The 10,910-nt window shown below is 60.1% G+C and carries 12 protein-coding genes, 1 pseudogene and 1 riboswitch; of the genes and pseudogenes, 6 read left to right on the forward strand and 7 right to left on the reverse strand.

What is annotated here, in order from left to right; translation table 11 throughout:
- The first annotated feature begins 45 nt into the window (after positions 1-45).
- The gene (locus tag Q8K09_RS11840; RefSeq protein WP_305255173.1) at positions 46-333 is read left to right on the forward strand and encodes a hypothetical protein; all 288 of its coding nucleotides are present in this window, start codon (positions 46-48) and stop codon (positions 331-333) included.
- Positions 334-417: 84 nt separating this feature from the next.
- Here Q8K09_RS11840 and Q8K09_RS11845 read toward each other — a convergent pair whose 3' ends face one another.
- Entirely contained in the window at positions 418-1,584 is a 1,167-nt protein-coding gene (locus Q8K09_RS11845) for a 1-acyl-sn-glycerol-3-phosphate acyltransferase (RefSeq protein WP_305255174.1), read from the reverse strand.
- Between the two features lie 109 nt (positions 1,585-1,693).
- Here Q8K09_RS11845 and Q8K09_RS11850 point away from each other — a divergent pair, with 109 nt between their 5' ends.
- From Q8K09_RS11850 to Q8K09_RS11860, 3 genes are all read left to right on the forward strand, one after another.
- Entirely contained in the window at positions 1,694-1,876 is a 183-nt protein-coding gene (locus tag Q8K09_RS11850) for a CPXCG motif-containing cysteine-rich protein (RefSeq protein WP_305255175.1), read from the forward strand.
- Positions 1,876-2,136: a putative signal transducing protein gene (locus Q8K09_RS11855; RefSeq protein ID WP_305255176.1), complete on the forward strand. Its 261-nt coding sequence runs from the start codon at positions 1,876-1,878 to the stop codon at positions 2,134-2,136. Before Q8K09_RS11850 ends, Q8K09_RS11855 begins: the two co-directional genes overlap by 1 nt.
- A 220-nt stretch (positions 2,137-2,356) precedes the next feature.
- The gene (locus Q8K09_RS11860) at positions 2,357-2,974 is read left to right on the forward strand and encodes an SOS response-associated peptidase (RefSeq protein WP_305255177.1); all 618 of its coding nucleotides are present in this window, start codon (positions 2,357-2,359) and stop codon (positions 2,972-2,974) included.
- A gap of 26 nt (positions 2,975-3,000) precedes the next feature.
- Here the strand turns inward: Q8K09_RS11860 and Q8K09_RS21290 are convergent, their stop codons facing one another.
- Positions 3,001-3,843 carry a methyl-accepting chemotaxis protein gene (locus Q8K09_RS21290; RefSeq protein ID WP_370869516.1) on the reverse strand — a complete coding sequence of 281 codons (843 nt, stop codon included), beginning with the start codon at positions 3,841-3,843 and terminating at the stop codon, positions 3,001-3,003.
- A 12-nt stretch (positions 3,844-3,855) separates the two neighbouring features.
- A pseudogene (locus Q8K09_RS21295) lies at positions 3,856-5,151 on the reverse strand (HAMP domain-containing protein); the annotation flags it as partial.
- Between the two features lie 382 nt (positions 5,152-5,533).
- On the opposite strand from Q8K09_RS21295, the gene Q8K09_RS11870 reads away from it, so the two are divergent.
- Positions 5,534-6,352 carry a M48 family metallopeptidase gene (locus Q8K09_RS11870; RefSeq protein WP_305255179.1) on the forward strand — a complete coding sequence of 273 codons (819 nt, stop codon included), beginning with the start codon at positions 5,534-5,536 and terminating at the stop codon, positions 6,350-6,352.
- Positions 6,353-6,410: 58 nt separating this feature from the next.
- On the opposite strand, the gene Q8K09_RS11875 is transcribed toward Q8K09_RS11870, so the two are convergent.
- From Q8K09_RS11875 to Q8K09_RS11890, 4 genes are all read right to left on the reverse strand, one after another.
- On the reverse strand, positions 6,411-6,854 hold the full coding sequence (locus Q8K09_RS11875; protein WP_305255180.1) for a ketosteroid isomerase-related protein: 444 nt from the start codon (positions 6,852-6,854) through the stop codon (positions 6,411-6,413).
- A gap of 105 nt (positions 6,855-6,959) precedes the next feature.
- Positions 6,960-7,550 carry a TMEM165/GDT1 family protein gene (locus tag Q8K09_RS11880; RefSeq protein WP_305255181.1) on the reverse strand — a complete coding sequence of 197 codons (591 nt, stop codon included), beginning with the start codon at positions 7,548-7,550 and terminating at the stop codon, positions 6,960-6,962.
- Between the two features lie 89 nt (positions 7,551-7,639).
- Positions 7,640-7,803, reverse strand: a riboswitch (yybP-ykoY riboswitch).
- Positions 7,804-7,854: 51 nt separating this feature from the next.
- On the reverse strand, positions 7,855-8,853 hold the full coding sequence (locus Q8K09_RS11885; protein WP_305255182.1) for a class I SAM-dependent methyltransferase: 999 nt from the start codon (positions 8,851-8,853) through the stop codon (positions 7,855-7,857).
- A gap of 118 nt (positions 8,854-8,971) precedes the next feature.
- Entirely contained in the window at positions 8,972-9,937 is a 966-nt protein-coding gene (locus Q8K09_RS11890) for a 2-hydroxyacid dehydrogenase (protein ID WP_305255183.1), read from the reverse strand.
- Between the two features lie 79 nt (positions 9,938-10,016).
- On the opposite strand from Q8K09_RS11890, the gene Q8K09_RS11895 reads away from it, so the two are divergent.
- On the forward strand, positions 10,017-10,646 hold the full coding sequence (locus Q8K09_RS11895) for a LysE family translocator (RefSeq protein ID WP_305255184.1): 630 nt from the start codon (positions 10,017-10,019) through the stop codon (positions 10,644-10,646).
- The last annotated feature ends 264 nt before the right edge of the window (positions 10,647-10,910 follow it).

A 10,910-nucleotide genomic window follows, 5' to 3' on the forward strand; every position in this document is an offset into this window, starting at 1 on the left:
GTGCATCAGTCTGGTCTGTGCGCCAAATTCTCGTGGAGATTACTGATGTCGTTGCAGGCGCTCTGGTCTGTTTTCCTTGCCTATCCCGCGCAGTCGTTGAATACCCTTGCCCTGTTCTTCGGCTCGGCTGCTGGCTGGTTGCTGCTGGCCACTCGCGTGCGTGAGCAGCGTGCAGTGACGCGCTTGATCGCGGGCGGCGATGCCAAGGATATGGCTGAGGAGATGTACATGTTCGACGGCCCGACCCACCGACTTAACCGTTTTTTCTATCGTTTCGGTTTTGTCAGCCTGGCGGGGTCGCTTGCGCTGTCCTGGGGTAGCACCCAGTTCTGACTTGCCACGCGGCGGTAATAATGGATTCAGGCAATAAAAACGGCAGCTCATGAGCTGCCGTTTTTGTTACTGCGTCTGGCATTCCTAAAGCGCTAAGCCGGCTTTCACACGGTATTGGTTGCGCACCGGATTGGCATATTGCAGCACCAGATATGGCTGTTGTTCAGCCGGGCAGCGGGCCAGGCGCTTGTTCCACTCGGCTTCGGCGCGCGCCAGTTCCTCGGCAGGAAACAGCTGCGCTGCGCTTGGCACCTCGAGTGCCGGATCGCGTGCACTCCACATGGCATAGGCCAGGTAATGCACCGGGAATAGCCGGTAGCCGCTGAGTATCTGTCTGTCCATCTCGGCTGCAAGCTGCTTGCTGTCTTCCAGGCAGCGGCTCACGGGTGTGCTGAAGTGAATATGTACGCGGCCTTTATAGCCGGTAATGCCGAGGGCGATGCTCTGGTCGTCTTCGCCCGGTGCTTTGCTGTAACTGCCGGTGCTGGCGCGGATGAACAGCTCGCGTGCCTTGGCTTGGTCGCAGGGATCGTACTCATAGCTGATCGATACCGGGGTCAGTTTCAGCGCCGCGATCACCTCGGAAAAGGGTTCGCTCTTGCGGCTCATGTGGAACATCTTGAGGATCGCCGAGTCAGTGCGGTCGTTGCCATCCTTGGCGCGACCTTCGGCCTGGGCGATCCAGATAGACTCGCAGTCGGTGCGGATCGAGTGATTGATGTAGGCTGAAAGCAGTTGATAGGCCGCGAGTTTTTCTCGGCGTCCGCTGAGTGAACGATGCACGATAAAGCTTTTGTTCAGGCGCATCAGGTCGCTGACGAACGGCTTTTGCAGCAGGTTATCGCCAATCGCAATGCGCGGAGTCGGCAGGCCGGCGTGGTATACCGCGTAATTGACAAAGGCCGGGTCCATGACGATGTCGCGGTGGTTGGCTATAAACAGATAGGCGCTGCCGGTCTTGAGTTGTTCGACGCCGGAATAGGTCACGCCATCGGTGGCGCGCTCGATACTTTGGTCGACATACACTTCGACTTTTTCTTGCAGTGCGGCCACCGAGGCAACCTGACTGAACTCAAGGCGCAGTCGATAGGCTATAAGTGGTTTAAGCAGCCAGCCCAGTGCTCCGGCCACGCGCGGGAAGCGATACTGGGTGAGAATGTCGAGAAACGCGTCATCTGCCAGCAAGCGCGTCAGAACAGTGGGGACTTCGGAATCGGCGTAAGGTCGGATGGCATCGAATTCGCCCATCATGCTCTCTTGTCGTGGTTAGCTGTGGTTAGCAGAATATGGAGGAGGGTGGTCCCGCACGCGGGCCAGCGGTAGATCAGCCATTATACCTACAAGTCACATGGAGACAGCGATGCTGGAAAGTCAGGTTTATCAATGCCCGTACTGTGGCGAGTCGGTCGAAGCCTTGCTCGACCTCTCTGCCGGCGACCAACAGTACATTGAGGACTGCCAGGTATGCTGTTGTCCCATTGTCTTTGATCTGCACACCGACGGCACTGACTGGACGCTCGATGTGCGTGGAGAAAACGACTGATGCAGCGCATCTACGAGCCGCAGGATTTGCTGGAGGGTGAGTTGCTGCAGGGTATGCTGGCCAGCGAAGGGATCAATGCCCATCTGACCGGTCAGCATTTGACGGGGGCGGTCGGTGAGCTGCCGCCCTGCGGTTTGCTCGGTCTGCTGGTCGACGATGTTCAGGCCGCGCGCGCGCAGCAGTTGATCGCCACGTACAATGACGCGCAACCGCTTGCCAATGATGAACCAGAGAACTTCCAAGGTGTGCTGCTCTGCTAGCGGGCTGCCGGTGAATGTGACCTTCTGCTAGACCAAACTGTGCCGGTTCAGCTGTGCGAAGTCAGCCGAGTTGATCTGGTTGGGCTTCGTTCCTCGGCTTGCGCGCAGGCTTGCCATTGATGCGCAGGCTCCCGGCAAGTCGTTTGCTGGTCTTTTTCGTCTTGGCCCATCCTGCAGTCGGCTTGTCTGGCCTGCTGCCCATCTGTTATCGAGTTGCCCCATGTGTGGACGTTATGCCCTGTTCCGTTGGTCGCCAGTCTTCGCGGCCTTACCTGGTTTTCCTGCGGATCAGCAGCCGCAGTGGAATGTTTCACCTGGTGCCCAGGTTTTGTTGCTGCGTGCTGTCGAAGGTGAGCGCCAGCTGGTGCGCGCCCGTTGGGGGCTGACGCCGCCATGGCTGAAGGATCTGTCGAAAACCCCAGCTCAGGCGCGGGCAGAAACCCTGGTCGAACAGCCGATGTTCCGCGACGCTTTTCGTTTGCGTCGCGGGTTATTGCCGGCCAATGGCTTTTACGAATGGCGCGGTGCAGCACGCAAGCGGCCGTATTGGCTGACCAGCGAAGACAGCCCGCTTTACTTTGCTGCGCTGTGGGAGGCCTATCCGGTTGAGGGGTGTGTCTATCTCAGTGTGGCAGTGGTGACTCAAGCCGCTGCCAATCAGCGTCGCCCACTGATTCTTGATGCCGCTGCCCAGGCGCTTTGGCTGGCGGCAGACACGCCGCAAGATGAACTCAAAGCGCTATTGGCCAGGCCGCAGCCGCAGTTGCGTGAGCGGGTTCTGGCCAATCTGGTCAATGACCCCAAACTGAATGCCCCGGAGTGCCTGACGCCGGGATAGCTGGCGTCAGGCTGCGGCAGTGATGATCAAACCTTGAACTGATTGATCAGCCGGCGCTGTTGCTCGGCCAGTTTGGTCAGCTCGGCGCTGGCCTGGCTGGCTTCGTCGGCACCGCTGGCAACTTCGTTGGCGACTTGACCGATGTTGGTGACATTGCGATTGATGTCTTCGGCCACCGCGCTTTGCTCTTCAGCGGCACTGGCGATTTGCGTGTTCATGTCGTTGATCACCGCTACCGCCTGGGTGATCGCTTCCAGAGCCTTGGCCGCCTCGCTGGCCTGCTGCACGCTGATGTCGGTTTTTTGCTGGCTGTCTTCCATCACCATGACCACTTCCTTGGTGCGACCCTGTAGCTGCTGAATCATCTTTTGGATTTCTTCAGTGGCTTGCTGGGTTTTCTGCGCCAGGTTGCGAACTTCGTCGGCTACCACGGCAAAGCCGCGGCCTTGTTCGCCGGCTCGTGCTGCTTCGATGGCGGCATTCAGGGCGAGCAGGTTGGTTTGTTCGGCGATTCCGCGAATAGCCACCAGGATTGCGTTGATGTTTTCGCTGTCCTTGGCCAGCGATTGCACCACTGTGACTGCCCGGCTGATTTCGCTCGCCAGTGCGGTAATCGAATCGGCGCTGTGCTGTACGATTTGCTTGCCCTGGTTGGCTGCCTGGTCGGCATGCCTGGCGGCCTCAGCTGCATGGGTAGCATTGCGTGCCACGTCCTGCGCAGTCGCGGTCATTTGATGTACCGCGGTTGCCACCTGTTCTATTTCAGCTTGTTGTCTCTGCACGCCCTGGTTGGTGCGGATAGCGATGTCTGCGGTGTGCTCCGAGGAGTCGCTGACTTTCTCTACCGAACTCACTACCTGGCTGATCATTGCTTGCAGCTTGCCGAGGAAGGTGTTGAAACCTTTGGCGATCGAGCCGAGTTCATCGACCCGGTCGGTCGCCAGGCGCCGAGTCAGGTCGCCTTCACCCTGGGCGATGTCATCGAGCATGGCCACCATCTGTTTTAGCGGTCGGGCGATGCCGAAACCGACGAACCACACGACCAGCAGGCCGAGGCCTGCAACCAGCAAACCGACCAGCCCCATACCCAAAGTATCGGCGTCGCGTTGCGCGGCCAGGTCGCTCTGCAGTGTTTGCAGTTCAGCCATTACTGTGTCCAGCGGTAACACCAGCATGAACGTCCAGCGGGTGTCGGTGTCGCCGATATTGAAGCTCAGGAACAGCTCGATATGGCTGTCGGCAGGGTTGGCCTGGATGTCGGTATCGTATTTTATCTGCCCGGCCTGGAGGTTCCGCAGGTTGTTCAGTTCGTTGGCGTCGAGCAGTGCGCTGGCCGGGCTGCCGAGTTTATCCGGCAGTTGGGTTGAGGCTACCAGGCTGCCGTTGCTGGCGATCAAGGCCAGCTCGCCGGCGCCGTCGTAGAGTTGCTGGTCGGCTTTGAGCAATAGCTCCTGGATGAAGTTCATCGACAGGTCAGCCCCGGCGATGCCGCGAAACTCGCCGTTAACCAGAATTGGCGAGGTGAAGGATGCCAGCATCACCGTCTCGCCGCCGACTTCATAGGGTGCGGGGTCGATCACGCAGGGGCGTTTGCGTTCTTTCGGGCACAGGTAGTACTCACCTTCGCGCACGCCAGTGGGTAGCAGGGTTTGGCTTTCCATGGTGCCGATGGCATCGATCGCTATGCTGCCGTCAGTGTTGCGGTACCACCAGGGCAGAAAACGGCCGCTGCCGTCATAGCCATTGTCTTTTGGCCCGGCATAGATGTCGTCATTGCCATCGAAGGCATTGGGTTCCCAGCCGATGTAGCTGCCGAGTAGTTTGGGGTTTTGTTCGGTGGTCGCGCGTACCAGGTTGGACAGCTCTTCACGGCTGCTTGAAAGCTGCGGAGTGCCATCCACATCGAGCATGCCGAGTTGGGCATTGACCCGGGCCAGGTCCGTGGTGATCTGCAGTGGGCCTTCTAGTTCTCTCTGGATTTGCAGCACCTGGGCCTGTGCAAGAGCCGACAGGCGTTGCTCGATTACCCGCTCGAGCAAGGCTTGGGTGCGCTCCTGCACCAGTGCCTGGCTTCTGCTGCCGGCGAAGAGTGTGTAGAGCACCAGGGCAACGACTACCGCGAGCACGCTCGCGCCTGCCAGGGTCGCAACGGAGAACTGGATGGACTTTAGTTTCATGGTAACTCCGTCGAACAATGAGTGCCTGCGCCAAGCTATCGGCAGGCTGCAGAGAAATCCTTAGCCGAAAAATGCAAAAACAGCTGCGCACTATGCCGCGTTGTCTCGGGACTCACAAAAGCTTGGCGCGTATATGTATTCGGTGGTCGTTTTTGTGGCGTGGGGCACCAATGGCGATGCGCCTGGGCTCGTAGCATTTAACTGCCGTATTGTGACCGGCGCGGTGGCACTGGTTTGACGCTGTTGCCGTGCTTTATATCGATGCCGGCCCTTTAGTGCTGCATTGGCCGTAGGCTTCTCGCTTACTCTCGCCCGCTATTGTTGGTTGCTCGCGCGCGGCAGCGGGCCTAGCATATCGTGCTTATTAAAATGGAGACTCGGCATGAACCAGACGTTGTCCTTTACCGCGCTGGCCGCGGCCTTGCTGCTGGCCGGGTGCCAAGTTGTGAACACGACCAGCGCTGGCGCGGTGGGTGTCGAGCGCAAGCAGTACATGTTCAGCATGCTCTCGACCCAGGAGATCAATCAGATGTATGCGGCGTCGTATCAGCAAACGCTGAAAGAGGCGTCGAGCAAGGGTGTGCTGGATAAGAGCAGTGCCAATGCCAAGCGATTGCAAGTCATCGCCGGTCGCCTGATCAGGCAGGCGTCGATTTTCCGTCCCGATGCCGCGCAGTGGCAGTGGGAGGTCAACCTGATCAAGAGCCCTGAGCTGAACGCCAGTTGCGGGCCGGGCGGCAAGATCATCTTCTACAGCGGACTGATCGAGAAACTGCAACTGAGCGATGATGAAATCGCCGCGATCATGGGCCATGAAATGGCTCACGCCTTGCGCGAGCACAGCCGCGAAGCTATGTCCAAAGCCTATGGCGTATCGCTGGCCAAGCAGGGTGCAGGCGCGCTACTCGGTCTCGGCGAGACGGGGATGGCCATGGCCGATACTGTGGTGCAGTACAGCCTGACCCTGCCGAACAGTCGTGGTAACGAAAATGAGGCTGACCTGCTTGGGCTGGAGCTGGCCGCTCGTGGCGGCTACAACCCGAATGCGGCAGTCAGCCTGTGGCAGAAAATGGCTCAGGCCGGTAATGGTGCTCCGCCAGAGTTCATGAGCACGCACCCGTCGTCGAACAACCGGATCGCAGCCTTGCAGGCGGCTATCCCGAAAGTCATGCCACTCTATGAGCAGGCCAAAGGGCGCTAACAGCGCCGTCAGGGGCGCGCCCGGAGTAGGCGCGCGCCTCTATTCCTGCAGGTATGCCCTACGGTAGGGATTTTTCTGCGAAGGAGCGGGTATCCAGGCCCAGTTGGGCGCGGAAGCTTTCCATGTCGAACATGGTGCAGATTTCCTGGATCTCGTTACTTGGGGTCAGTGTCCAGAAGGCCATCGCAGCGATGCTCAATACCTTGTCGCTCGGCGGGTAGCCGAGGGCCGGCTTCTCGATGGTGCCGATCAGGGTGCTCCAGGTAACCACCTTATTGCCTTCGGCAATGCACTCTTCGACAACTACCTGCAAGTCAGGCATGGCATTGCGGATGTCCTGAACCAGTTGGGAGAACGCGGTGCTGCCTAGTTGCTGGCCGACAAACGAGCTTTTGTAGAGGAAATCCTTGCTGTGCAGCTGCTCGGCCAGCGCCAGGCAGCCTTTGTTCCACGACAGGTCGATATGCTGGCAGACCAACTTCTTTCGATCATCCACTGACATGTTCCACTCCCGGTTCGTTGGGCAAGGTGCGCAAGAGGCTGCGCACCTTATCGGCCGCAAGGTTAGCCAGAAAGTCGACTGTAACGCCAGAAGAACGGCGTCAAATCAGTACCATAAGTGTCCGCCGAGCTGCAGAGCCTGGTAGGTGGCATAAGCCGCCAAGGCGAGGAAGGCGGCAGCGGCCAGGCGGCGGATCAAGGTCAAGGGCAGGCGATCGGCGGCAAAATTACCAATCAGTACGACGGGGACGTTGGCCACCAGCATGCCCAGGGTGGTGCCGATTACGACAAGGATGAAGTGCGGGTACTGCGCGGCCAGCATGACCGTGGCAACCTGGGTTTTGTCACCCATCTCGGCGATGAAGAAGGCGATCAGGGTGGTCAGGAATGGGCCGTAGCGCTTGAAACTGGAGCTTTCATCGTCATCCAGCTTGTCGGGAACCAGGGTCCATAGCGCTACTGCGACAAAGGAGGCGGCGAGCATCCAGCTCAGGGTCACCGGGGAAAACAGGCCGGCTGCCCAGTTGCCGACGGCGCCGGCCAGGAAGTGGTTGGCCAGGGTGGCGATTACGATGCCCCAGATGATCGGCCAGGGCTTGCGAAAGCGCGCCGCCAGCAGCAAGGCGAGCAGTTGGGTCTTGTCGCCGATTTCGGCCAGGGCGACGATCAGGGTAGGTACGAGCAGGGATTCGAGCATCAGGCTTCCTAACAAGGGCGGGTCGACATGGCTATGACACGTACAGCCTTCCCGCCCCGGGTAAGGTGTGCGTGTCATAGGTCTTGTCAAACCCTGTGCGCAATGTCGTCAGCCAGTGGCTGGTTGTTGCAACATTGCGCAAGCCCGTATTGCTAGGCTTTGGGTCGCACGCACCATGGCCTGTTGGCCAAGTATGTTGACGCGTGCCGGGCGAGCTAGCGCTCGCGGGAGACTACTCCCCTAGGACGGGGCGCATTCTGCCCAACCTGGGCGGATTGGGCAAGCCTGCGTTTTTATCGGGTCGCTATGGCTTGCTCGCGCGGTAGATGCGAAAGCCCTTGGCTTGGGCCAGGGTATGGCAGGGGCCGAGGTATTGCTCAATCAGCGGTGGGTATTTGAGAAAGCTGTTGGCTACCAGGCGCAGTTGGCCGTGCCGTTCGAGGTGCTCGGCGGCATGGCGCAACAGGTTTTCCGTGGCCTGGTAGTGGGTGTGTACGCCCTGATGGAACGGCGGGTTACTGAGGATTGCGGCCAGGCCCAGGGGCGCGGCGGCAATCCCGTCACCACTTATGACGTCTGCCTCTAGGCCGTTGGCTGCCAGGGTCAGGCGGCTGCTGGCCACCGCGAAAGCATCGACATCCAGCAACGTGATCTGGCTCTCTGGATAACGGCGCTTCAGCGCCGCGCCGAGCACGCCGGCGCCGCAGCCGAAGTCGAGCAGGTGGCCTGTCGGCAGCTGGTCCAGATGCTCCAAGAGCAGAGCGCTGCCGATGTCCAGGCGACCATGGCTGAATACGCCAGGCAAGCTTACAACCGTCAGCGGGCCGTCACTCAGAGGCAGGCTGTAGTGGCGCGCCAGAGTGTCGAGATTCGGGGTGGCTGGGGCGTTTTCCACGGTGACTTGCCACAGCTGGCAATGCCGCGCGCTGTCGAGTTTGCGCGCTCTGCCGAATACGGCCAGTTGCTTGGCGGCGCGTTCGATGCCGGCGCGCTTCTCGCCGACTAGAAATAGCGGGCGTCCGGCCAGTTGTGCGGCGAGGGCGCTCAGCAGGTAGTCGGTCAGTTCGCGTGATTTCGGCAGGAACAGCACTGCGGCGACGAACTCGCCTGTGGGGGGCGTAACGCCAAAGTGGCTGCGTCCGCTAAAGCGGCTATCCAGTAGCGCCTGGTCGCCGGCATGCCAGCTCCAGCCCTGGGCTTGCGGCAGCTGGCCGAGCAGGTCATCGGCCGGCAGGCCGGCAAGCAGCAGTGGGCCGCCGAACAGTTCTGCCTGGCGCAGCAGCACTTCGCTTCGCGGGTCCATGGGGTGGCTCCTGAGAAAAGCGCGAAGAATAGCAAATCTGGCCGGGGCTTGAGAGGGACGGGACTGCGCTGATGCCGAGCAGATGGCCCCGCGCAGCTAGCCATTTGCCTCTTGGCGGCTAGTTCACCAGTCTGCGCGCGCTACCATCGAAGAACGCCTGGGCGTTCTCTGTCATCTGAATCACGATGCGCTGCCGCGCTTCGCGGCTGCCCCAGGCGCTGTGCGGGGTGACGATCAGGCGTGGGATGTCGGCGGCGAGTAGCGGGTTGCCATCTGTTGGTGGTTCCTGGGTCAGCACATCGGTGGCTGCGCCGCCCAGATGCCCGCGGCGCAGGGCGTCGGCCAATGCCTGTTCGTCCACCAAGCCGCCGCGTGCGGTATTGATCAGGAAGGCGCCGGGTTTCATCAGGCTCAGTTGGTATTCGCCGATCAGGTTTTGGGTGGCGGCGTTGAGCGGGCAATGCAGGGTCAGGGCATCGACCTGCGGCAGCAACTCGTCCAGTGGCAGGCGGTCTTGCCGAGGAGGGCGCCCTGGTAACTGGCCAAGCAATACACGCATACCAAAAGCTTCAGCCAGTCGCGCCACCGCGCCGCCCAATTCGCCGTGGCCTAGCAGGCCGAGGGTCTTACCTTCCAGTTCGACGATGGGGAAGTCCAGCAGGCAGAACTGTTGCGCGCGTTGCCAGTGACCGTCACGTACCACGCCTTGATAGTCGGGTAGGCGAGTTGCCAGGGCGAGCAGCAACATCAGGGTGTGCTGTGCCACCGAAGGCGTGCCGTAGCCCTGGCAATTGCAGACCAGTACCCCATGCTCGCGCGCGGCGGTCAGGTCGATATTGTTGGTGCCGGTGGCGGCGATCAATACCAGTTTCAGCTCGGGGCAGGCGGCAAAGATCTTGGCATCCAGCGGGACTTTGTTGCTGATCGCCACCTGCACACCCTGCAGGCGTTCGATCACGTGTTCGGGGCTGCTCAGCGAGTACAGGGTCAGCTCACCGAATAGCTGCTGCAACGGCGACAAGTCGAGATCGCCAAGGTCGAGCGTGCTGTGGTCAAGGAAGACTGCGTGGCTGCTATTACTCATCAGCTGTACCTTTTCTGCTGTTGGCGCGGGGCGTAAGGTAAATAGCCTATCAGACCCCTATGCCTGTTGCGGAGCTGTCATGTACTGGACGGAGTTTTTCACCGTTGCCCTGATTCACTTGCTGGCCGTGGCCAGCCCCGGGCCGGATTTTGCCATTGTAGTGCGCGAAAGCGTGGCCTTCGGCCGGCGTGCCGGTATTTTCACCGCGCTGGGCGTGGGTATTGGGATCTTCGTGCATGTGGCTTATTCGCTGCTCGGTATCGGCCTGATCGTTTCGCAGTCGATCGTCCTGTTCAACGCCCTGAAATGGCTGGCGGCCGCTTACCTGCTTTACATCGGGATCAAAGCGTTGCGCGCCAAGCCGGCTGACGCTGCCCGCGTCGAGCCAAGCGCGGAACAGACTCAGCGTTCAGCGCGTGCAGCCTTCACCACCGGGTTTGTTACCAATGGTTTGAATCCCAAGGCAACCCTGTTCTTCCTGTCGCTGTTTACCGTGGTGATCAATCCGCACACCCCGCTCACCGTACAGGCCGGCTATGGCGTCTACCTGGCGCTGGCAACGGCACTGTGGTTCTGCCTGGTGGCGATGTTGTTCAGTCAGCAGCGCGTTCGCAACGGGTTTGCCAGGATGGGGCACTGGTTCGATCGACTGATGGGCGCGGTATTGGTGGCGTTGGGCATCAAGTTGGCGTTTAGCGAGTTGCGCTGAACGGAGAGCTGAATCGAAAGAAGCCCCGCCTGTGCGGCAATGCTGTTCACTTAAGCCAAGTGAGCAGCATTTTTTTGTAGCCCGGATGAACTCCGGGGGAAGTCTGGCGCTTGATAATCGCTTCCGGATTGCATCCGTATATGGACTCCCCCCGTTTTGCCAGTGATACGCTCTTCAAACGAACCTAGGTACGACTGCTTCCGTATATCCGGCTTCTAATTAAGGCATTAGGTGCCTTGAGCCATAATGAAAATCCGCTCATGT

It is taken from the genome of Pseudomonas sp., from assembly GCF_030683065.1.
GTDB lineage: Bacteria > Pseudomonadota > Gammaproteobacteria > Pseudomonadales > Pseudomonadaceae > Aquipseudomonas.

What these genes read in the sequence shown, in the direction of transcription:
- Q8K09_RS11840 (WP_305255173.1), top strand. Translation starts at nt 46, where the DNA reads ATGTCGTTGCAGGCGCTCTGGTCTGTTTTCCTTGCCTATCCCGCGCAG.
- Q8K09_RS11845 (WP_305255174.1), bottom strand. Translation starts at nt 1,584, where the DNA reads ATGATGGGCGAATTCGATGCCATCCGACCTTACGCCGATTCCGAAGTC.
- Q8K09_RS11850 (WP_305255175.1), top strand. Translation starts at nt 1,694, where the DNA reads ATGCTGGAAAGTCAGGTTTATCAATGCCCGTACTGTGGCGAGTCGGTC.
- Q8K09_RS11855 (WP_305255176.1), top strand. Translation starts at nt 1,876, where the DNA reads ATGCAGCGCATCTACGAGCCGCAGGATTTGCTGGAGGGTGAGTTGCTG.
- Q8K09_RS11860 (WP_305255177.1), top strand. Translation starts at nt 2,357, where the DNA reads ATGTGTGGACGTTATGCCCTGTTCCGTTGGTCGCCAGTCTTCGCGGCC.
- Q8K09_RS21290 (WP_370869516.1), bottom strand. Translation starts at nt 3,843, where the DNA reads ATGATCAGCCAGGTAGTGAGTTCGGTAGAGAAAGTCAGCGACTCCTCG.
- Q8K09_RS11870 (WP_305255179.1), top strand. Translation starts at nt 5,534, where the DNA reads ATGAACCAGACGTTGTCCTTTACCGCGCTGGCCGCGGCCTTGCTGCTG.
- Q8K09_RS11875 (WP_305255180.1), bottom strand. Translation starts at nt 6,854, where the DNA reads ATGTCAGTGGATGATCGAAAGAAGTTGGTCTGCCAGCATATCGACCTG.
- Q8K09_RS11880 (WP_305255181.1), bottom strand. Translation starts at nt 7,550, where the DNA reads ATGCTCGAATCCCTGCTCGTACCTACCCTGATCGTCGCCCTGGCCGAA.
- Q8K09_RS11885 (WP_305255182.1), bottom strand. Translation starts at nt 8,853, where the DNA reads ATGGACCCGCGAAGCGAAGTGCTGCTGCGCCAGGCAGAACTGTTCGGC.
- Q8K09_RS11890 (WP_305255183.1), bottom strand. Translation starts at nt 9,937, where the DNA reads ATGAGTAATAGCAGCCACGCAGTCTTCCTTGACCACAGCACGCTCGAC.
- Q8K09_RS11895 (WP_305255184.1), top strand. Translation starts at nt 10,017, where the DNA reads ATGTACTGGACGGAGTTTTTCACCGTTGCCCTGATTCACTTGCTGGCC.